The following is a 19,888-nucleotide window of genomic DNA, read 5'->3' on the forward strand; positions in this document are numbered from 1 at the left end:
ACATTGACGCAGACACGAGAATAAGGAAAATTACTGACGAAGATTTATGATATAAGCTCGCGTACTATGAACCTCACACAACTCCGCAGCCTGGTCGCCGTTGCCGATGCGGGTAGCTTCACCGCCGCCGCGACGAGTGTCGGCGTCACGCAGTCCGGCATGAGCCAGGCGCTGGCGGCGCTGGAAGAAAGCCTGGGCGTAAAGCTGTTGGCGCGCCAGCGGCACGGCGTCGAACTCACCGCCTTCGGAGAGAGGGCGTTGGACCATGCTCGTGCGGCGCTCCTGCATCTGGAGGCGATCCGGAAAGAAGCGGCGGAGGCGACCGGCGAGGAAGCCGGATCGGTGCGGATCGCGGCATTTCCCAGCATCTTTGCCACGGTGTTGCCGCCGCTTCTGCGACGCTTCCGCGCTCTCCATCCGGGCATTGAGCTGGTTGTGCTCGAAACGGACGACCGGGAGGTCGAGGCCTGGCTGAATGCCGGGGCCATCGATCTCGGCGTCGTTCTCAACCCGTCGCCGGACAGCGATGCTGTTCCGATCGGACAGGACGCGTGGGTCGCCGTTCTGCCAACGGCGCACCGCCTAGGACGACGTGGCACACTCTCCTTTGCCGAACTGGCGGCCGAACCCTTCGTGCTCGCGACCGGCGGGTGCCACGTCCATGCGCGAACGCTCGCCGAGGCCGCCGGCCTGTCGCTCGCGGACGTGCGAATGGAGGTGCGGGACTGGACCAGCGCGATTGCGCTGGTCAGGGAAGGTGTGGGTGTCAGCCTCGTGCCGGAATCGACGCTGCCCGAGAGACGGAAAGGCTTGAGGACCACACGGCTCGATCCGTCTTTGTGCCGCCACTTCGGCTTGAAGGCGTCGCCGGTGCGTCGCCGTTCGCGGGCCGCAAACTTGCTGATCGAACTGGCGCGTGGATGAGGTCACTTACCGGGCTTTGCACGCGTTAATGAAGCATAAAGCCCAAGGGGCCGTGTTTTATGGCCATAGGACACTCGACCAGAACCCTATCGATCAGTCTCGCACAACGACAGATCGGCACAGCTTTGTGCCATCGCCAATGTCGAGTGCGGCGCATCCAGCAGACCGGGCCTATTCTGCCTGCGATGCCGGCTCCACCGAACCCTGGCGGTTGCAGCGCATTCGCGTAACGATCCTTCGCGCGATAGGTGATACCTCGCCGGACGGTATTTTCTGTCGCGGCTTCGAACAGACTGAAGAGGCTCGCGACAAATGTCACACCTCAACCACTTCGCTTTCCACCCCTTGAAACGAAGTGAACTCGTGCCACCCCGAGGGTCGCCAATGGACGCCGCAAATCTGCGAAACCGGCGACGATATTCACGGAATTCCCATAGAGAAGACACTACCGCATCGCCAGCGACATCAAAGGAAGTTGGACGTGAGCGTTGACTACGCGCCCGGCCATCTTCACGCTCAAGAGCTCACAAGACTATCTTTCAAGGCACTTGATCCTCAGAAAACTCGGATGCTAAACATTCAACAACTTGGGAACTCTCGCTGAGTACCTCTAAAGCGCCTGATAGCCTAAGGGATTGAATGTGACCGCCGAAAAGCCTGACCAGACCGATCGGCCGCTCCCAAACCCATCCAGACTTGGCATGCGGTTGCGACTGTCGCGGCAGACGCGGGGAATGACGTTGAAGGCCCTTGCGGAGGCCGCACACTGCTCCGAGAGCCTGCTCTCCAAGATTGAAAATGGTAAGGCGTCACCGTCCCTCCCGATGCTTCATCGCCTGGTAGGCGCTCTCGACACGAATATCGGGTGGATGTTCGAAGAATCCGACGGCGAGGAAGGCATTATTTTCAGGGCCGGAACACGCCCGATGATCGCTCTTGATCCCTTGCGCCGCGGGGAAGGTATCTCCCTGGAGCGGATCATTCCCTATTCCGCCGGCCATCTTCTCCAGTGCAACATCCACCATATCGAAGAAGACGGTGAAAGCGCAGGCCCCATCCAGCATGCGGGCGAAGAGGTCGGCTATCTCCTGGCTGGCGATATAGAGTTAATCGTTGACGGCAAGAGCTTTCGCCTCTCGGCTGGGGATGCCTTTGTTTTTAACTCGGAACTCCCGCACCATTACCGCAACATGGGCAGGGAACGAGCCAGCATCTTCTGGGTCAATACGCCTGCGACCTTCTAGCCATTGCGCAAGTCAGAACCTAAAGAATCTTGTTCATGCCTGTTGACAGTTATTCAAGTCTCTTGAATTATGTTGATGCGCTTAAAGAGAGGGAGGTTCATGGAGCCTCCCCAAAACAAGGGGAACCCGAATGCGCCTTTCAAAAATTCTGAGCAGTAGCGCTGCGGCCATGGCACTGACATTCGTCCTCGGCGCGGCATCCGCCAGCGCGGAGACCTTCGCTCTCGTCACAATCAACCAGCAGGCCCTGTTCTTCAACCAGATCAATGACGGAGCCCAGAAGGCTGCAAAGGCTGCCGGTGCCGACCTCGTCATCTTCAACGCCAACAACGTGCCGGCCGCGCAGAACGACGCGATCGAGACATATATCACGCAGAAGGTCGACGGCATCATCCTCGTCGCAATCGACGTCAACGGCGTGAAGCCCGCCATCACGACAGCCAAGACGGCCGGCATCCCGGTCATCGCCATCGATGCGCAGATCCCAGGCGGCGACAACGTCTCCTTCATCGGCGTCGACAATGCCAAGGCCGGCGAAGATATCGGCAAGTTCTTCGCCGATTACGTCAAGTCCGACATGTCGGGATCGGCGAAGACCGGCATCGTCGGCGCGCTCAACTCCTTCATCCAGAACCAGCGTCTGGACGGCTTCAAGAAGGCGGCGGTTGCAGGCGGGGACGGTGTGACATTTCTCGACACAGTCGACGGGCAGAACCAGCAGGACGTCGCGCTCGGTGCCGCCGAAAACCTGATGACAGCCAATCCCGACATGACGGCGATCTACGCCACGGGCGAGCCCCAGCTCATCGGCGCTGTCTCCGCGGTAGAAAGCCAGGGCCGCCAGAAGGACGTAAAGGTCTTCGGTTGGGACCTGACCGCTCAGGCCGTCAAGGGCATCGAGGAAGGCTGGGTCACGGCCGTCGTCCAGCAGGATCCGGCCGGCGAAGGCAAGGCGGCCGTTGAGGCCTTGGTCAAGCTGAAGAGGGGCGAGACCATCGAGCCCGTCATCAACGTCCCCGTGACCATCGTCACCAAGGGCAACGTCGCTCAGTTCAAGGACATGTTCAAGTAAGGCAGCGTTTCCGCCGGGCTCCCGTGCACCGACCCGCCGTCGGGCCGGGATATCCGTGTGCGCGGCCGCAGCAGGTCCCCCATGCCGGCTGTGGTACCCGCCCTCTCTTTAAGGACACTCCATCATGACCGACGGTCACCCCTACCGCGTCCGGATGACAGGCATCTCCAAACGCTACAATCCCATTCAGACGCTCGACAATGTGACACTCACGCTGAAGCCGGGCGAGGTTCTCGGACTCGTCGGTGACAATGGAGCGGGAAAATCGACGCTGAGCAAGGTTTTGTCCGGTGCGGTCATACCCGACAGCGGGACGATCGAAATCGACGGCGAGCGCGTCTCCTTCTCGTCTCCCGCGGATGCGCGTGGCGCGCATGTGGAGATGGTCTATCAGGACCTTTCGCTCTGCGACACGGTCGATGTGGCGGGCAACCTCTTTCTCGGGCGCGAACCGCGCCGCCGCGTGCTCGGCGTGCCCTTCCTCGATACCAAGACCATGCACGCACAGACCCGCGCTATGCTCGATCGCCTCGGCATCGTCATCGCCGACACGCGCCTGAAGGTCGAAAACCTCTCGGGCGGCCAGCGCCAGTCCATCGCCATCGGCCGAGCCGCCTCCTTCGAGCCGAAGGTGCTTATCATGGACGAACCCACTGCCGCCCTGGCCGTGGCTGAGGTCGAGGCGGTGCTGGAACTAATCCGCACGGTCAGCGCGCGCGGCGTCAGCGTCATCCTCATCACCCACCGCCTGCAGGATCTGTTCCTCGTCTGCGACCGGATCCAGGTTATGTACGAAGGCCGCAACGTTGCCGAGCGGCGGATCGAGGACACCAGCATCGAGGAGGTCGTCAACCTCATCGTCGGCCGCAAATTCTCCGCGCGCTCTGCAAGGCACAGGCTCGACCGCGATACCGAAACGGGAGTTTCCGCATGAACCCCTTGCCTCCTCCCGCATCCTCTTCGGCTGGCTCCGCTCATGCCGGTGCGCATGCTGCCGGCCCTCGCCACCGCAAATCGGGTCTTTGGGACAAGCTTCTCGAAAACGGCAGCGTCGTCTCCATCGCCCTTTTCTTCGTCGTCGTCTGCGTCGTCTTCTCCGTCATCACCGGCGCGTTCCTCTCGGCGCCGAACATCCTGAACATCATCCGGCAGTGCGCGCCGCTTCTGATCGTGGCAGCCGCGATGACCTTCGTAATCACAACCGGCGGCATCGACCTTTCGGTCGGCTCCGTTCTGGCGCTGGTGGCGACCTTGTCGGCGACAGCTTTGCAGGCGGGACTGCCCTGGCCGCTGGTCATCGTCCTGATGCTCACGCTCGGCGCGGCGATCGGTGCGATCCACGGCTTCTTCATCGCCTACGAGAAGATACCGTCGTTCATCGTCACCCTGGCGGGTCTATCGATCATTCGGGGGCTGGCTCTCCTGATCACAGGTGGCTACTCGATCCCCGTCGATCCCTCCAGCACCTTCACCCTCATCGGTCGCGCCTGGTTCCTCGGCGTGCCCGTGCCGGCTCTGATTGCACTGGTCGTTCTTGGCATCGCCTACGTCGTCTTCAACCGTACGCCCTTCGGCCGCTATGTGACCGGCATCGGCGCGAACGCGGAAGCCGTGCGCCGGGCGGGCATCGACACGCGCTTCACGACGCTGTTCGTCTATATTCTTTCCAGCAGCGCAGCAGCACTTGCCGGCATCATCGTCACCGCCCGCCTCGGCTCCGGCTCGTCCAATGCCGGACAAGGCTTCGAACTCGAGGTCATCGCCGCTGTCGTGCTCGGCGGTACCAGCCTCTTCGGTGGCCGCGGCACCATCATCGGAACGATCCTTGGAGCGCTTACCGTGGCCGTTATCGCCAACGGCCTCATCCTTGCTCATATGTCGCCGTTCCTGACGCCAATCGTCACCGGCACCATCATCCTGATCGCCGTTTGGCTCAATTTCCGCCTGTTCCGCGGCGCGGGGAAAGGGCGATGACCATGGACCACCTGTTCGGGTCGGCACCCCGCGAGCGTGCGCAGATCGGCGTTACCTCTGGAACGGTGATGACCGTGCTCGGACCGATCCCCGTCAGCGAGATGGGTGTCACGCTGATGCACGAGCACATCCTTCTCGATGGCGCGAAATCCTGGCGCTGCCCTTGCCATCCGGAAGCCCAGGCGATCGGCACGCAGCCCGTCAGCATGGAGATCATCGGCGAATTGCGGATGAACCCCTATATGAACCGCGACAATGTCTCGCTGGATGACAGCGACCTCGCTCTCTCTGAACTCAAGCGCTTCCAGGCGCTCGGGGGTCACACGGTCGTCGACACCACGAATATCGGCATCGGCCGGGAGCCGGCAAAGCTCGCGCGCATCGCCCGCATGTCCGGCCTGAAGATCATCATTGGCACCGGTTTCTATCTTGAGTTTAGCCATCCGGAATGGCTAAAGGCGATGGATGTGGACGACGTCGCCCGCTTCATCGTCGACGATGTCGGCGGTGGCGAGACGCAGCCCGACGTCATGGCCGGCATCATCGGCGAGATCGGCGTCAGCAAGGATTTTACGGCGGAGGAGCGGAAGTCGTTGCGCGGCGCAGCACGAGCCTCGAAGATCACCGGCGTGCCGCTCTCCATCCATCTGCCCGGCTGGGAGCGCCTTGCCCATGAGGTTCTCGACATCGTGGAGGACGAAGGCGCCGATCTCCGGCATACCGTGCTTTGCCATATGAACCCGAGCCACGAAGACATTCCGTACCAGAAGGCACTGGCCGAACGCGGAGCGTTTCTCGAATACGACATGATTGGAATGGACTTCTACTATGCCGACCAGGATGCGCAGTCGCCATCCGATGAGCAGAATGCGCGTGCCATCCGGTCGCTCATTGATATGGGCTACGCCGACCGCATCCTCCTGTCGCAGGATGTCTTTCTCAAGATCATGCTGACCCGCTATGGCGGCTTCGGCTACGGTTTCATCCTCAAGCACTTCCTGCCGCGGCTGAAGCGCCACGGCGTCGATCAGGCCGCCATCGACTGTATGCTGATCGACAATCCTAGATCTGTCTTCGCCAGCCCGCGCTGAGCGTCCACCAAACTTTCAGGAGCCTCCATGTCACCGTCCACTTTAAAGTCCAAAGTTCTTCTCGCAGGCGAATCCTGGGTGTCTACCGCAACTCATATCAAGGGTTTCGACCAGTTTCCGACCGTGACGTATCACACCGGCGCCGACGAGCTACTCGCTGCTTTGAAACAGGGCCCGTTCGACGTGCAGTTCATGCCAGCACACGAGGCGCAGCGGGATTTTCCGCAGTCGCTGGAAGCACTGCAGGCTTATGATGCGATCATCTTGTCGGATATCGGCGCGAACACGCTGTTGCTGCATCCGGATACCTGGATCCACTCGAAGACGACGCCGAACCGCCTGCGCCTGTTACGCGACTACGTCCGCGAAGGCGGCGCGCTGCTGATGTTCGGCGGCTATTACAGCTTTCAGGGCATCAATGGCGGCGCCCGCTATCGCAAGACCCCCGTGGAAGAGGTATTGCCAGTCGACTGCCTGTCCGCAGACGACCGCGTCGAGGTGCCCGAGGGCTTCGCGCCGGTCGTGACGGGCGATACTGGCCACCCGATCCTGAAAGGGTTAGGCACCGACTGGCCGATCCTGCTGGGATACAACGAAGTAACGGTGAAGGACGGAGCCGAGGTTCTGGCAACTGTTTCCACCGACTATGGCTCCCAGCCGCTGCTCGTCACCGGCACCTACGGCAAGGGGCGCACCGTCGCCTGGACATCGGATGTCGGCCCGCACTGGCTTCCGTCCTCCTTCATCGCCTGGCCGGGCTACAAAACGTTGTTCGAACAGATGCTGTCCTGGGCGACATCCAAGGCCTGAACCATGACCGTGCACGTCGTTGGCAATGCCTGTATCGACACGACATTCCGTCTCCCCCGATTTGCCCTCGCCGGGGAGACGCTGAACGCGAGCAGCCATTTCAAGGGCCTCGGCGGCAAGGGCGCGAACCAGGCCGTGGCGGCTGCGCGAACCGGGGCAGTCGTCGCGCTTTGGACAGCCATCGGACGCGACGGGGACGGGCGCCGGATAAGCGACATGCTGGCCGGCGAGATTGCCGCGCTCCGAGCGACGGAGTTCAACCTTCCGAGCGATTGCTCGACGATTGCCGTGGATGCAGCCGGTGAAAACTTCGTCCTGAGCGGTGTGGCCTGCGCGGAGGCGTTCGACCCCATCCGCCAGACTGCGCTTGCAACGGAGGTCAGACCGTTCGACGTCGTCGTGCTGCAGGGCAACCTATCTTCCGATGCGACGAACGCGTGTCTGACCCTGGCGCGGGCCGCTGGGGCAAAAACGATTTTCAACGCCAGCCCGCTTGCGGTCGGTGCTGTGGTCGAACTTGCCTGCGTCGATGTCGTCATCGTCAACGAAGGCGAAGCCCTGTCGATCTCCGGCATGCAGACAGCGCAGGAGGCCGCCACTATCCTACTGGAACGTGGTGCCCGGTCCGCCGTCATCACACTCGGCGCTCGCGGATGTCTTTTTCTTCCGCACGCGCAGTCCGAGTCGATCGTCATGGCGGCGCCCGCAGTAAAAGTCGTCGATTCGAGCGGGGCGGGAGACGTGCTCTGTGGCGTGTTTGCAGGTTACGTATCGATGGGCTTGTCGCCGCTTGCGGCTTTGGCGATGGCGGTACAAGCCGCGGCACTCGCCGTGACGAGGCAAGGCACGATGGCATCCTGCCCGTCGGCGGCCGATCTTGCCAGCATACTAAAAACAACAGGATTGGAAGAGATATGACAGAGGTTGCGAAACCCGTTGGACCGGGCACCGGCGATGCGATCACCGCATTGTTCGGCAAGAGCAAGGCCGTCATCGGCGTCGTCCATCTCACAGCGCTCCCCGGCGCGCCACGGTACAAGGGCGAGGCTATCGAGGATGTCTATCAGCAAGGCCTGGACGATGCCCGCGCCTATCTGGAAGGCGGTTGCGACGGCGTCATCATCGAGAACCACGGGGACATTCCCTTCTCCAAGCCCGACGATATCGGTCCGGAAACCTCCGCATACATGTCGGTGATCTCCGATCGCATCCGCCGCGAACTCGGGCGTCCGATCGGCATCAACGTTCTTGCCAATGCCGCGATTCCGGCCCTTGCGATCGCAAGCGCTGCGGGCGCCGGCTTCGTGCGGGTCAATCAATGGGCCAATGCCTATGTCGCCAATGAAGGTTTCATCGAAGGCGAAGCAGCGCGGGCCATGCGTTACCGCGCAAAGCTGAGGGCGCAGGGCATCCGTATCTTCGCCGATGCACATGTGAAACATGGTGCGCACGCCATTGTTTCCGACAGACCCGTCGAGGAGCAGGTCAAAGACCTCGTCTTCTTCGACGCCGATGCCATCATCGCCACAGGACAGCGCACCGGTCACGCGGCCGATCTCGGTTACATCAGAATGATCAAGGAAGCAGGCGGGTTGCCAACGCTGGTCGGCAGCGGAGTCACGCCCGAAAACGCGCGCGATATTCTCGACATCGTCGATGGCGTGATCGTTGCAAGTTCGCTGAAATACGATGGCGTATGGTGGAACCATGTCGACAAAGCCCGCGTCATCGCCTTCATCGACGGCCTTAAGGGATGACGACGCGCTCGATTGACATAAACGGTGCGCGTCTTTTGCGACGGCTTGATGCATTCGCGGCGCTAGGCGCAACGCGGGCAGGTGGCGTCAACCGGCAGGCCCTAAGCATCGAGGACCGGCAAGCGCGAGCGCTGCTTGCGGAACTAGCGATCGAACGAGGATTCCGCGTCTATCAGGACCCGGTTGCAAACCTCTTCATTCGCCGCGACGGGACGCACGACGATCTGCCTCCGTTCATGATCGGCAGTCACCTTGACAGCCAACCGACCGGCGGTCGGTTCGACGGCGCACTCGGCACGCTTGCAGCGTTCGAGGTTCTTGAAACGCTGCAGGATCATGCCGTTGTCACGGATGGGCCGGTCGAGGTCGTTGCATGGACGAACGAAGAGGGTAGCCGCTTCGTGCCGGGCGTCATGGGTTCCATGGCTTTTTCACTGAGCCACATGCCCGATGTATGGAAGGACATCCGGGACGCACAAGGAACGAAGCTTCAAGATGCTATAGCCGAAACACTCGCGGCACTGCCTGCGGCTGAACTGCGCGCGCTTGGAATGCCAGTTGCCGGCTATCTCGAACTCCACATCGAGCAAGCGCCAACCCTAGAACGTGAAGGGGTTCCCATCGGCATCGTGACGGGTGTTCAGGGTACCCGCTGGCTGGAAATCCGAGTGACCGGTCAAGCTGCTCATGCCGGCACTACCCCTCTTGATCATCGCCGCGATCCCGTCGTTGCTGCGACAAGCGCACTCAATGCGCTCTATGCCAGTATCATGCCGGACGACCCGGAGGCGCGCTTTACTGTCGGCCGTCTGTCAGTAGAGCCCGACTCGATCAACGCGATCCCCGGCTTGCTCAGGCTCACCATCGACCTGCGCCATCCCGATGCCAAACGGCTCAGCGAAATCGAAGCCCTGATCATCGCCCTCTTCCAGTCTTCGTCTCACGCAAACGGCTGCACGCTTGATACGCGCAGAACCTTTGATGTTGCGCCGACGATCTTTGCTGAAAATATCATCCGGGAATCGGAGCGCGCCGCACGCCGCCTCGGCCTGCCATTCCGGCACATGATCTCGGGCGCTTTCCACGACGCCCTCTATATTTCCCGGATCGCCCCCACAGCCATGATCTTCGTCCCCTGCCGGGATGGGTTGAGCCATAACGAGGACGAATATGTCGAACCGGAACATTCGATTTCAGGCGCGAGGATGCTGTTCGAAACGGTCTGCGGCCTCTTGGGACAACCGGCTTTCGGTCTTCCGTTAGTGTAGATAGACCAGGCTTATCGGTCAGCCGTTGTGATCTTCATGAGCGCTTGTGCCCTTTCGCCCAGATGATAGGGCTTGGCAAGAGTCGGCGTGTCGGGAAAGGCCGCGCTGCGATCGGCATATCCGGCCCTTTTCTGGGGCTAGACGAGCCAAAAGGTGAGTCATGCCCGCCCCCTCGCCGCCTGAAGCCGCGCGGCGTCACTGTCGTACCGAACGAAAGGCCCACGTTCAAAGCGGGCCGTTTTGAATCAGGGCTTGGTCTCGTCGGAAGGTGCAGTATCATCCGAGGGAGCCGCCTCGTTATGGAATAAGTAATTTCATATCAGATGTGAAACGGGAAAGCCGGCCGCCTGCGGCGACCGGCCGGCCGGTTTATCGGCTCGAAAAAGGAGCCTGCTTACTTGACCACAGCTTCGAGCGGCACTGGCTCAGAGATGGTCCAGTTTCCGACCACGCCCGGCTTGCCCTTGTTCGTCTCTACGATCAGGTAGCGGGCCTGGTTCTGGTGGTGCAGTTCGGGCGTGAATGTACGCGGGCCAAAAAGCGTCGGCTCGCCCTTCATCTTCTCGAGTTCCGCAACGACAGCACCGGCTTCGGTCGTCTTGGCACGTTCGACGGCCTTGGCCCAGACGTCGATCATCGAATAGCCGGGATAGACATACTGGCTCGACGGGTCTGAGCCGGTCTTTTTCTTGTAGACGGCGTTGAACGTGTTGACGTCGGGGTTGGGGTCGTCGCCGTAGATGGAGCCCTGCACAGGCGTGAAGAAGTTGGAGAGATCCGGCACAGCCGATAGCCAGTAGCTTCCATCGACACCCGAACCATTGAGGATCATGGCGTTGATGCCGGCGGCGCGGATCTGCTTGATGGCGGAGACGGCGCCGGGCATCATGGTGCAGAGCATGATTGCGTCCGGCTCCTGCGGCAGCGCCTTGATACGGCTGATCTGCGCGGCAATCGAGGCATCCTCGTTCTTGAACGTGTCTTCCCCGACCAGCTTGGCGCCTTCCGCTTCCAGCTTCGGCATCATCCAGTCGAAACCGTCGCAGATCCCCTTGTTATATTCCGTCCAGGTATCGAGCAGGCGATAGAAGGTCTTGGCTTTTTTCTCCTTGAAGGCCCACTCCGCCATAGTCGCGCCCTGCACGGCGGCGAGAACCGACGCCGAGAAGCTGTGCGGACCGACGCCCTGAATGCCGGCCTTGACCGATTCCGCGCAGAGGAAGAAAGAGACGAGCCCCGCATCTTCGGCTGCAAGCGCTGCCGGCGCGCCGAAGTCGTAATCGCACGAGACGACCACGAGATCGGCGCCCTCGTCGATCACGGACAGGCCGGCCTTTGCGCCTTCGGCGCGGTCGGACTTGGTGTCGGCGCTGACGACCTCGATCTTCTTGCCGAGCAGGCCGCCGGCCGCGTTGATCTCATCGATGCGGATCATCGCCGCGTCCTGCGCCGGCTTGTCATAGGCCTCCATGAAGCCGGAGGCTCCCGTGGCAAACCCGACCACGATCCGCTCGTCATCGGCGAAGGCCGGATAGGCGGCCATCGTCGTGGTCAGAAGGGCTGCAAGCATTCTTGTCATTCTAGGCATTGGCTGCTCCTTTTTTACCGGTCGGTTTCCTCTCCGCCGGCTATTGTTGGGATGACTGTTTTCTGGAACTGCGACGAAACGACGTGATCTCGCGATTGCCGATCAGCCCGGCGGGCCGGAGCGCGAGAATGACGATCATGATGACCCCGAGCGCGATTTCCTGCAGGCCTTTCGGCAGGCCGAAGGTGGTGCTGCCGATGGCGACGCCCGCCTCGAGCCATCGCAAGGCCTGGATAAGCGCCGAGAGAAGAACGACGCCGATCACCGCGCCCGAAAGGCTGCCCATGCCGCCGACGACCAGCATGGACAAGGTGATGAAGGTCAGGCCGAGATAGAACGTATCCGGCGTGACGACGCCGATGGAGTGGGCCATCAATGCGCCGCCAAGCCCCATGACTGCGCCCGAGATGGTGAAGGCGACCAGCCGCGCGCGAGGAATATCGACGCCGGAGGCCGCAGCCGCTGTCGGCTCGTCGCGGGCGGCCCGAAGCGCAAGCCCGGCTCGGGAGATCGCGTGACCCCAGGCGATGAAGATCGAGATGATGGCCGCGCCGACATAGGGCCAGATCGTCCGGACGATGGGAATGCCGACGACGGACGACGTTGCCCCGGTCACATCCTCCCAGTTGGAATAGATCGTGTTGATCATCGCCAGCATCGCGAATGTGGCAATCGACGCGGCGATGCCGGACAGGCGCATTAGCACCCGGCCGAACACGAGAGCAGCGACGCCTGCGAACAGCGCCGCGAGAAACGCCGATTGCCAGTAGGGCAAGCGCGTTTCGAGCAGCCACTGCGGCAAGCCGGGAAGCGCGCTTTTCTTCATGATCGGGTTGATCGTCAGCCACGCCGCCGCGTACGCCCCCATGCAGGTAAAGCCGATATGACCGAAGCTGAGGACGCCCGAATTGCCGATGAAAATATAAAGGCCGACGACAAGCGTCACCCGCACGAAAACATCGATGACGGCCTGGTTGAACGGTTTTGACCCGCTGAGAACGGTAAGGCCGGCGATGGCGAGGATCAGCAGGGACAGAAGCACCGGGGTCATGATCGTCCGTCTGGCCAGCGAAAACGGCGCGGGCTTGCGGGACGACAGAAGATCGGCGGGAAGCGGGGAAACGGTGGCGGTGGTCATCGGATCAGACCCTTTCCTTGGTGCCGCGCGCGGCGATCAGTCCCTGGGGACGGAAGAGGAGAATGAGGATGACCGCGCCATAGACGAAGGCATCGCGGAAGGGGCGCGCATCCACCGGCAGCACGACCTGCATGACCACGGAGGCCCCGCCGAGCAGAAAGCCGGCAAGCACCGCACCCGCCAGACTTCCCAGCCCACCGATAACGGTGGCGATGAAGGCCATCAGCATGATCGACGCGCCCATCTGGATATCGGCCGTGCCGGTCTGGCTGCCGAAGATCAGCGCGATGGCGCCGGCCAGGGCGCCTGAGAGCGCAAAAGCACCCATGATCACGCGGTTGGCGCGCACGCCCAGCATGCGGGCCATGGAGAAGTTTTCAGCCGCCGCCCGCATTTCCAGACCGAAGCGGGTCCGGCGGAGAAACAGGGAGAGACCTATGAGGATGACGACGGTGGCGACGATGGTGATCAGTTGCAACAGGGGCAACCGCGCACCGAAGATCTCGACCGGCTGCGACAGCATCGGCAGCAGCGAAATGGATTTCGGACGGCTCGTGAAAAGCATCAGCAGGAAGTAACGGATGACGAAGCCGAGCGCGAAGGACGCGATCATCATTGTCGCCGGACTTGCACGGCGGAACCGCCGGAAGACCAGGATCTCGCAAAGGACGGACAGGCCCGCCCCGACGACGAGAACCAGCGGCACCAGCAAATACCAGGGCAGTTGCCCGGCGAACACCACCGCCATGGCATCGGTCGATGGCCAGAGCAGCGCGAAGATGCAGAAGGCGATGACGTCGCCATGGGCGAAATTGACCAGCCGCATGACGCCGAAGATGAGGGCGATGCCCAGCGCGCCGAGCGCATAGAGCGAGCCGAGGGAGAGTCCGTCGAAGACGATCTGCAACATCTCAATGATCCTCATATCCGAAATAGGCCGCCTGAATGGCCTCGCTGTTGCCGAGCGAGCGGGCATCGCCGTCCAGCACGATCTCGCCGCCACGCATGAGGATCATGCGACCGCCGATCATCACGGCGCGGGCCGAACTCTGCTCGACGATCAGCAAGGTCAGCCGGCGCTGCGAGCGCAGCGCGATTAGGCACTCATAGACCTGATCGGTGATATTGGGCGCAAGGCCGAGCGAAGGCTCGTCGATGGCGATCAGGCGGGGGCTGGTCATCAGCGCCCGCCCGATGACCAGCATCTGCTGCTGGCCGCCGGAAAGAAGGCCGGCCTGCCCGTTACGGCGCTCCTTCAGGATCGGGAACGTCTCGTAGACGGCTTCGAGTTCCGTGGCGGCGCGGGCTTTCCAGCCACGCTCTTTCGCCCGCATGCCGGTTCCCACCATGAGGTTCTCCTCGATGGTCAGCGACCCGAACACCTCGCGACCTTCCGGCACCATGGAGAAGCCGAGCCGGGCGATATCTTCCGGCGCCCTGCCGGTAATGTCGTCCCCGACAAAGGAAATCCTGCCGGATGCTGCCGGTGTGACGCCGGCAATGGTGCGCATCAGCGACGATTTCCCGGCCCCGTTCGGGCCGGTGACAAAGACGATCTCGCCCTCGTTCATGGAGAAGGACACGCCGCGAACGGCGGTCAGGCGGCCATAGCGGATCGTGATGTCGGAAACGGCAAGGACGCTCATTGCAGGGCCTCCAGAACGGGAAGATCCGTATCGACGGCGGTGCCCATATAGGCGTGCCGCACCTTTTCGCTGTCGCGGATGGCGGCGGGCGTTCCCTCCTCGATGACAGCGCCGCTGTCGAGCACCACGATGTGATCGCATAGCCCGAGAACGAGCCCGACATTGTGCTCGATCAGAAGCACGCCGCAGCCGCGTTCGCGGGCGATGCGGCGTATGAGGGCGGAAAGATCGCCGGCTTCATGGCTGCTCATGCCAGCGGCCGGTTCATCGAGAAGGATATAGGCCGGCTGGCCCATCAGCGCGCGGCCGATGGCGACACGGCGCTCGTCCGTATAGGGCAGCGTGCCCGCGATGCGATCACCCAGAGCGCTGATGCCGATCCAGTCGAGCATGGCCGCAGCCTCGGCCACGGCCGACCGCCGGCTCATGCCGAGGCCGACGCCGGTCACCTCCAGATTGTCTATAACGGCCAGGTCGCGAAACAGCCGGCCGCCCTGGAATGTCCGGGCGATGCCGCGACGGCGCACCTGATGCGGCTTCAGCCGGTCGAGAGAGTGTCCATCGAGTTCGACGGCGCCCTCCGTCGGCATCTGAAAGCCGGTGAGAACATTGACGAGCGTCGTCTTGCCCGCCCCGTTCGGGCCGATCAGGCCGCTGATATGACCAGGCGTGATGTCGAGCGTAACCGACGACAGCGCCTTGAGGCCCGCGAAGGCGACCGAGACGTTTTTCGCGCTGAGTTGACCCATGCCGCTGTTCCCATATGTTGCCGAAGGACAGGGCACGCGACATCAGGCCGTGTCCGGCCTGTGAATGTCAGTGAAGTTCCCCATCGGTTCCGGCGATCTCTGCGGATCGTCCGGTGTGCCAAAGTCACGCCGTTTTCCGGCTTCGTCTTGTCGATGCGCGCGCCCGATGTGGTCACCTGGCGCGAGCGAAGGGCCGGCTTTGGCCGACCGTACCCTCCCTGATCCCGGTTCCTCCTCCGGGGCATCGCCGGTCGCCTCGCGGCAGCCGGTCAGATCCGTCCGCCATCAGGCGGACAGGTATTCCTCTGCCCTCGACAGGGCGGCCCGGCGGTCGGCCCGTGCCGACAGTGCCTGCTTGAGCGTTACCGGCACGAAGCGCGCCGGCATGTGCGGCTGCATTTGCGCGATGCGGTCCATGTCGGCGGAGATGACGACGCCGAGCATCATGTAGCCGCCGCCCGAAACCGCGTCGCGGTGAAGGACGATCGGCTCGGTGCCGCTCGGCACCTGAACCGAACCGTAGGGATAGCAGGCATCGACGATGTTCGATGGATCCGAGCCGGCACCGAACGGTTGTTCGCGCGGCATGAAATCGAGCGGCGTGCCGCCCCGGAACCGGTAGCCGATCCGGTCGGCCTCGGGCGCAACCTTCCAGGTATCCTCGAAGAAGCGCTTGCCGGCCGCCTCGGTGATGCGGTGCCAGTAGATGCCGGGAAGCATGCGGAGTTCGGCGGGCGATGCGCCGATACCGCGCAATTCGGGAGGCAGCGAACGACCGGCCACCCCTGCCCCTGCATGAGAGCCGTCCCCGACCGGAAGGACGTCTCCCGCCTTCAGCACCCGCCCCTCGAACCCGCCGAGCGTGCCGAGCACATAGGTCGAACGGGAGCCGAGAACGACGGGAACGTCGATACCGCCGGACACGGCGATGTAGGCGCGCGCGCCGCCCTTGAGATAGCCGAAGGAGAGGCGGTCGCCGGCCTTGACGGGAAAACTCTCCCAGGTCGGACGCTCATCGCCATTGACCTTCGGCGGCAGCTCGCCGCCGGTCACGGCAACGGTCGCGGCGGCCTCGAACTCCAGTTCCGGACCCATGAAGGTCGCTTCGAGGACGGCCGCATTCGGATCGTTACCGACGAGCAGGTTGGCGATCCTCGTTGCGAACCGGTCCATGCCGCCGCCTTCGGGGATGCCGACATGATAGTAGCCGGGGCGACCGAGATCCTGCACGGATGTGGCAAGGCCGGGCGAAATTACCTTAACGGCCATCGAGAAGCTCCATCAGTTTGGCGTTGGTGCCGTAAATGTCGCTGTTGAACCGGGTGAGGTTGAAGCTGCAGTCGCGGACCGCAGGCTGCCAGCGGTTGGCGGCAATCTCCTCCAGCGTCGCGTCGTATTCGTCCTTCGTAATTGCCTTGAACTTGACGATATCGCCCGGCTTGAACAGGCACATCTCATCGGAGAGATAGCGCACCGTGCGGGTGGGATCGTAGATCGGCGCGGGGGTCACGCCATACATCTGATAGCCGCCAGCGCCGCGCACGGAGTATATCGCCGCAAAGCAGCCGCCATGGCCGACCGTCAGCTTGGGCGTGTCGGTTCGCGGCCGCAGATACTTCGGCGCCTCGATCTGCTTCTTGCGCTCGACCATCTGGTAAAGCCATGGCAGGCCGGCGACGAAACCGACCATCGAGACGAACCAGGGCTGGCCGGAATAGGCGGCTATGAACGCCTCGACCGTCGCATAACCATTGATGCGGGCGGAATATTCAAGATCCGTGGCGCTCGGGTCCTGATGCCGCTCGCGAAAGCGCATGCCGGTCTCGTGCGTCCAGGGGTCCTGAAAATAGACCGGAAGCTCGATGATGCGCGTCTTCAGCGACGCATCTGACGTGGAGGCCGCGTGCTCCATCGACGCCAGTTCCTTGAGGAGATCCTGCGGCGAGATGATGTCGGGATCAAAGCGGATCTGGAAGCTCGCATTGGCGGGACACGTCTCGGTCACGCCGCGAATTCCAGCCTCGCGCACCGCATTGATCATCGAGAGGCCGGTGAAGAACGAGGCGAGCGACATGTCCTCGGAGACCTCTCCGAAAATATGTTCGTCTCCGCCGAAGTTGAAGTGTATCGACATCCGTTCTCCTTCTCAGCCGGCCAGCGCCGCTGCGTTGTCGGTCAGCCAGCCTTCCAGCCAGCGGGTGTGAACGTCTCCGGCCAGCACGGCGGGATCGGCGGCAAGGGCGAGAAAAAGCGGCTTCGTCGTCTTCATCCCGGCAATCTCAAGTTCCCGCAGAGCCCGGACCAGACGCGCGATGGCCGCCTCCCGCGTTTCCCCGTGCACGATCAGCTTGGCAAGCAGCGAGTCATAGAAGGGCGGAACGTCGTAGCCGCTGTAAAGCATGGAATCGAACCGCACGCCTGGTCCGCCGGGAATGCGGAGATCGCCGACCTTCCCCGGAAACGGTGCGAAATCACGCGCAGGATCTTCCGCATTGAGCCGGACCTCGATGGCATGTCCCTTGACCCTGATGTTGCCCTGAGAGAGCCGCAGCGGCTCGCCGCCTGCAATGCGCAGCATTTCGGCGACCAAATCGATACCGGTGATCGCCTCGGTCACCGGATGCTCGACCTGAATGCGGGTGTTCATTTCGATGAAGTAGAACCGGTCGGCCGCATCGTCGTAGAGATACTCGACGGTGCCGGCGCCAGAATAGGAAACGGCCTTCGCCAGCGCGACGGCTGAGGCGCAAAGCTCGGCCCGCAACGCATCCGACAGCGCGCGGGACGGCGCCTCTTCCCAGACCTTCTGGCGACGGCGCTGCAACGAACACTCCCGCTCGAAGCAGTGCACCGCATCGCGGCCATCGGCCAGAATCTGCACCTCGATATGACGCGCCCGGCCGATGACTTTCTCCATATAGAGGCCGCCATCGCCGAAGGCGGCGAGCGCCTCGGCCTGTGCCTGCGGAAAGGCCTGATCGAACTCGTCCAGCGAATTTGCGATGCGGATACCGCGCCCGCCGCCGCCAGCAGCGGCCTTGATCATGACAGGAAAGCCCGTTTCCTCAAGCACGGCGCGCGCGGCCTCTATGCTTTCCACGCGACCGGCCGAGCCGGGCACCACGGGCACACCGGCGGCGGCGGCGGCCGAACGCGCCGAAACCTTGTCGCCCATCAGGCGGATCGCGCGGCCGGAGGGGCCGACGAAGACGAGGCCCGTAGCCGTGACCGCGTCCGAAAAATCCGCGTTTTCGGCAAGAAAACCATAACCGGGATGAATGCTGTCGCACCCTGTCGATCTCGCAGCTTCCAGCAGGGCGTTCATGTCGAGATAGGATTTCTTTGCCGCGGGCGGTCCGATATGGACGGCTTCGTCGGCGATCTTCACGTGCAGTGCGTCGGCATCGGCCGCGGAATAGACGGCCACTGTCGCGATGCCGAGATCCTGTGCCGCCCGGATCACCCTGACGGCGATTTCGCCTCTGTTGGCAATGAGCAGCTTCTTCAACATCAGCCAAGGTCCGCCAGAGGCGCGCCGGCCATGACGGGATCCTCATTGTCGATGAGGAAGGCGATGGCGGTGCCGGCGACCTCGGCCCGCACCTCGTGGAACGACTTCATCACCTCGATAAGTCCGATGACGTCGCCGACAGCCACATCGTCTCCGTCGGCTTTGAGAGGCGGCTGGCCGGGCGCGGCACTCCGGTAGAAGGTTCCGGGAAGGGGCGAAAGGATCTGTGTCATGGCATGGGTCTCCGATACCGGGAATGCAACGTCAGGCTTGCGAGACAGGCTCTAAATGCTGGCATGAACGGCGCTGGGCGGTCGTTCCGGTCGTCTTCACGCGGCGATTGCGGCACGGACCGCCCTGGCGATATCGATAGCGTTCGGCGTGTCGGAATGAATGCAGATGGTTTCGCAGGTAACCGGAAAATGGCTGCCGTCTGTCGCGGTTCCCTGACGTTCGTTGATCGCACGCAGGCATCGTTCCGTCATCAAGGCCGGATCCTTCGCCTCGTGTTCGCGCGTCACGATCAGCACGCCACCCGGATCGTAGTCGAGATCGGCGTAGAATTCGGGAACGAAGCCGATGCCGCGCTCCTTGTAGATCGTTTCGTGCAGCGTGCCTGTCATGCCGAACAGCGGCACGCCGAAGATCTCCGCCGCATCACAGATGCCGTGCGCGATCGCTTCCTGCCTTGAGGCCATGCCGTAAAGGCTGCCATGCGGCTTGATGTGGTTGAGTTCCATCCCCTCCGCCCTGAGGAAGCCGACGAGCGCGCCAACCTGATAAAGCACCGAATTGGCGATTTCCTCACGGCTCATCTTCATCTCGCGCCGGCCGAAACCCTGCAGATCCGGCAGGGATGGATGGGCGCCCACCCTGACACCCTGCGCCTTCGCGCTGCGCACCGTGGAGCGCATGTGATCGGGATCGGAAGCATGGAAGCCGCAGGCGACATTGGCAACGTCGATGAGCGGCATCAGGCCGGCATCGTCGCCCAGCCTGTAAAGGCCAAAGCTTTCGCCCATGTCACAATTGAGCGTGACGTGCATTTCAGTACCCCTCGTTAAGCTGCCGTCTTTGCGGCGTTGCACAATTGATGTCTGACGTTTTTGCGCTTGT

At 62.6% G+C, this 19,888-nt stretch carries 20 protein-coding genes; 10 read left to right on the forward strand and 10 right to left on the reverse strand.

Annotation, left to right across the window (positions count from 1 at the left end; all coding sequences use genetic code 11):
• Nucleotides 1–66 precede the first annotated feature (66 nt).
• The 10 genes from BSG19_RS20245 (at nt 67) to BSG19_RS20290 (ending at nt 10,140) form a co-directional block, all read left to right on the forward strand.
• Nucleotides 67–924, forward strand: a complete 858-nt coding sequence (locus BSG19_RS20245) for a LysR family transcriptional regulator (protein WP_092989843.1) — start codon at nt 67–69, stop codon at nt 922–924.
• A 635-nt stretch (nt 925–1,559) separates the two neighbouring features.
• On the forward strand, nt 1,560–2,168 hold the full coding sequence (locus BSG19_RS20250; protein ID WP_348272148.1) for a cupin domain-containing protein: 609 nt from the start codon (nt 1,560–1,562) through the stop codon (nt 2,166–2,168).
• A 130-nt stretch (nt 2,169–2,298) separates the two neighbouring features.
• Nucleotides 2,299–3,240 (forward strand): ABC transporter substrate-binding protein, encoded by a 942-nt coding sequence (locus BSG19_RS20255; RefSeq protein ID WP_092989844.1) that lies wholly within the window; start codon nt 2,299–2,301, stop codon nt 3,238–3,240.
• Between the two features lie 154 nt (nt 3,241–3,394).
• Nucleotides 3,395–4,174, forward strand: a complete 780-nt coding sequence (locus BSG19_RS20260) for an ATP-binding cassette domain-containing protein (RefSeq protein ID WP_244529358.1) — start codon at nt 3,395–3,397, stop codon at nt 4,172–4,174.
• Nucleotides 4,171–5,214, forward strand: coding sequence for an ABC transporter permease (locus BSG19_RS20265; RefSeq protein ID WP_092989846.1), 1,044 nt, complete (start codon nt 4,171–4,173; stop codon nt 5,212–5,214). The genes BSG19_RS20260 and BSG19_RS20265 overlap by 4 nt, the downstream gene beginning before the upstream one ends.
• Before the next feature lie 2 nt (nt 5,215–5,216).
• Nucleotides 5,217–6,305: a phosphotriesterase family protein gene (locus BSG19_RS20270; protein WP_092989964.1), complete on the forward strand. Its 1,089-nt coding sequence runs from the start codon at nt 5,217–5,219 to the stop codon at nt 6,303–6,305.
• A gap of 27 nt (nt 6,306–6,332) precedes the next feature.
• A complete protein-coding gene (locus tag BSG19_RS20275) occupies nt 6,333–7,115 on the forward strand; it encodes a glutamine amidotransferase (protein WP_092989847.1) in 783 nt (260 codons plus the stop codon).
• A 3-nt stretch (nt 7,116–7,118) separates the two neighbouring features.
• Complete coding sequence (locus tag BSG19_RS20280; protein WP_092989848.1) at nt 7,119–8,033, forward strand: PfkB family carbohydrate kinase; 915 nt, start codon at nt 7,119–7,121, stop codon at nt 8,031–8,033.
• The gene (locus BSG19_RS20285; protein WP_092989849.1) at nt 8,030–8,872 is read left to right on the forward strand and encodes a BtpA family protein; all 843 of its coding nucleotides are present in this window, start codon (nt 8,030–8,032) and stop codon (nt 8,870–8,872) included. Before BSG19_RS20280 ends, BSG19_RS20285 begins: the two co-directional genes overlap by 4 nt.
• Nucleotides 8,869–10,140 (forward strand): Zn-dependent hydrolase, encoded by a 1,272-nt coding sequence (locus BSG19_RS20290; protein ID WP_092989850.1) that lies wholly within the window; start codon nt 8,869–8,871, stop codon nt 10,138–10,140. The genes BSG19_RS20285 and BSG19_RS20290 overlap by 4 nt, the downstream gene beginning before the upstream one ends.
• A gap of 394 nt (nt 10,141–10,534) precedes the next feature.
• Here BSG19_RS20290 and BSG19_RS20295 read toward each other — a convergent pair whose 3' ends face one another.
• The 10 genes from BSG19_RS20295 to BSG19_RS20340 all read right to left on the reverse strand — a co-directional run bounded on the left by BSG19_RS20295 (nt 10,535) and on the right by BSG19_RS20340 (nt 19,818).
• Nucleotides 10,535–11,719 carry an ABC transporter substrate-binding protein gene (locus tag BSG19_RS20295; RefSeq protein WP_244529345.1) on the reverse strand — a complete coding sequence of 395 codons (1,185 nt, stop codon included), beginning with the start codon at nt 11,717–11,719 and terminating at the stop codon, nt 10,535–10,537.
• A 49-nt stretch (nt 11,720–11,768) separates the two neighbouring features.
• Nucleotides 11,769–12,866 carry a branched-chain amino acid ABC transporter permease gene (locus BSG19_RS20300; protein WP_092989852.1) on the reverse strand — a complete coding sequence of 366 codons (1,098 nt, stop codon included), beginning with the start codon at nt 12,864–12,866 and terminating at the stop codon, nt 11,769–11,771.
• Between the two features lie 4 nt (nt 12,867–12,870).
• Nucleotides 12,871–13,776 carry a branched-chain amino acid ABC transporter permease gene (locus tag BSG19_RS20305; protein ID WP_092989853.1) on the reverse strand — a complete coding sequence of 302 codons (906 nt, stop codon included), beginning with the start codon at nt 13,774–13,776 and terminating at the stop codon, nt 12,871–12,873.
• Between the two features lies 1 nt (nt 13,777).
• Nucleotides 13,778–14,512, reverse strand: coding sequence for an ABC transporter ATP-binding protein (locus BSG19_RS20310; RefSeq protein ID WP_092989854.1), 735 nt, complete (start codon nt 14,510–14,512; stop codon nt 13,778–13,780).
• The gene (locus tag BSG19_RS20315) at nt 14,509–15,261 is read right to left on the reverse strand and encodes an ABC transporter ATP-binding protein (protein WP_092989855.1); all 753 of its coding nucleotides are present in this window, start codon (nt 15,259–15,261) and stop codon (nt 14,509–14,511) included. The genes BSG19_RS20310 and BSG19_RS20315 overlap by 4 nt, the downstream gene beginning before the upstream one ends.
• 285 nt (nt 15,262–15,546) lie before the next feature.
• A complete protein-coding gene (locus tag BSG19_RS20320) occupies nt 15,547–16,530 on the reverse strand; it encodes a 5-oxoprolinase subunit C family protein (protein ID WP_092989856.1) in 984 nt (327 codons plus the stop codon).
• Nucleotides 16,520–17,395, reverse strand: a complete 876-nt coding sequence (locus BSG19_RS20325; RefSeq protein WP_092989857.1) for a 5-oxoprolinase subunit B family protein — start codon at nt 17,393–17,395, stop codon at nt 16,520–16,522. The genes BSG19_RS20320 and BSG19_RS20325 overlap by 11 nt, the downstream gene beginning before the upstream one ends.
• Before the next feature lie 12 nt (nt 17,396–17,407).
• Nucleotides 17,408–18,772, reverse strand: a complete 1,365-nt coding sequence (locus BSG19_RS20330) for an acetyl-CoA carboxylase biotin carboxylase subunit (RefSeq protein ID WP_092989858.1) — start codon at nt 18,770–18,772, stop codon at nt 17,408–17,410.
• On the reverse strand, nt 18,772–19,005 hold the full coding sequence (locus BSG19_RS20335) for an acetyl-CoA carboxylase (RefSeq protein ID WP_092989859.1): 234 nt from the start codon (nt 19,003–19,005) through the stop codon (nt 18,772–18,774). Before BSG19_RS20335 ends, BSG19_RS20330 begins: the two co-directional genes overlap by 1 nt.
• A gap of 96 nt (nt 19,006–19,101) precedes the next feature.
• A complete protein-coding gene (locus tag BSG19_RS20340) occupies nt 19,102–19,818 on the reverse strand; it encodes a LamB/YcsF family protein (protein ID WP_092989860.1) in 717 nt (238 codons plus the stop codon).
• Between the last annotated feature and the right edge of the window lie 70 nt (nt 19,819–19,888).

The organism is Rhizobium sp. NFR03 (genome assembly GCF_900111275.1).
GTDB lineage: Bacteria > Pseudomonadota > Alphaproteobacteria > Rhizobiales > Rhizobiaceae > Ferranicluibacter.

Bases quoted from the DNA above. Each gene is read 5' to 3' on its own strand.
- BSG19_RS20245 (WP_092989843.1), top strand. From the start codon at position 67: ATGAACCTCACACAACTCCGCAGCCTGGTCGCCGTTGCCGATGCGGGT.
- BSG19_RS20255 (WP_092989844.1), top strand. From the start codon at position 2,299: ATGCGCCTTTCAAAAATTCTGAGCAGTAGCGCTGCGGCCATGGCACTG.
- BSG19_RS20260 (WP_244529358.1), top strand. From the start codon at position 3,395: ATGACAGGCATCTCCAAACGCTACAATCCCATTCAGACGCTCGACAAT.
- BSG19_RS20265 (WP_092989846.1), top strand. From the start codon at position 4,171: ATGAACCCCTTGCCTCCTCCCGCATCCTCTTCGGCTGGCTCCGCTCAT.
- BSG19_RS20270 (WP_092989964.1), top strand. From the start codon at position 5,217: ATGGACCACCTGTTCGGGTCGGCACCCCGCGAGCGTGCGCAGATCGGC.
- BSG19_RS20275 (WP_092989847.1), top strand. From the start codon at position 6,333: ATGTCACCGTCCACTTTAAAGTCCAAAGTTCTTCTCGCAGGCGAATCC.
- BSG19_RS20280 (WP_092989848.1), top strand. From the start codon at position 7,119: ATGACCGTGCACGTCGTTGGCAATGCCTGTATCGACACGACATTCCGT.
- BSG19_RS20285 (WP_092989849.1), top strand. From the start codon at position 8,030: ATGACAGAGGTTGCGAAACCCGTTGGACCGGGCACCGGCGATGCGATC.
- BSG19_RS20290 (WP_092989850.1), top strand. From the start codon at position 8,869: ATGACGACGCGCTCGATTGACATAAACGGTGCGCGTCTTTTGCGACGG.
- BSG19_RS20295 (WP_244529345.1), bottom strand. From the start codon at position 11,719: ATGACAAGAATGCTTGCAGCCCTTCTGACCACGACGATGGCCGCCTAT.
- BSG19_RS20300 (WP_092989852.1), bottom strand. From the start codon at position 12,866: ATGACCACCGCCACCGTTTCCCCGCTTCCCGCCGATCTTCTGTCGTCC.
- BSG19_RS20305 (WP_092989853.1), bottom strand. From the start codon at position 13,776: ATGTTGCAGATCGTCTTCGACGGACTCTCCCTCGGCTCGCTCTATGCG.
- BSG19_RS20310 (WP_092989854.1), bottom strand. From the start codon at position 14,512: ATGAGCGTCCTTGCCGTTTCCGACATCACGATCCGCTATGGCCGCCTG.
- BSG19_RS20315 (WP_092989855.1), bottom strand. From the start codon at position 15,261: ATGGGTCAACTCAGCGCGAAAAACGTCTCGGTCGCCTTCGCGGGCCTC.
- BSG19_RS20320 (WP_092989856.1), bottom strand. From the start codon at position 16,530: ATGGCCGTTAAGGTAATTTCGCCCGGCCTTGCCACATCCGTGCAGGAT.
- BSG19_RS20325 (WP_092989857.1), bottom strand. From the start codon at position 17,395: ATGTCGATACACTTCAACTTCGGCGGAGACGAACATATTTTCGGAGAG.
- BSG19_RS20330 (WP_092989858.1), bottom strand. From the start codon at position 18,772: ATGTTGAAGAAGCTGCTCATTGCCAACAGAGGCGAAATCGCCGTCAGG.
- BSG19_RS20335 (WP_092989859.1), bottom strand. From the start codon at position 19,005: ATGACACAGATCCTTTCGCCCCTTCCCGGAACCTTCTACCGGAGTGCC.
- BSG19_RS20340 (WP_092989860.1), bottom strand. From the start codon at position 19,818: ATGCACGTCACGCTCAATTGTGACATGGGCGAAAGCTTTGGCCTTTAC.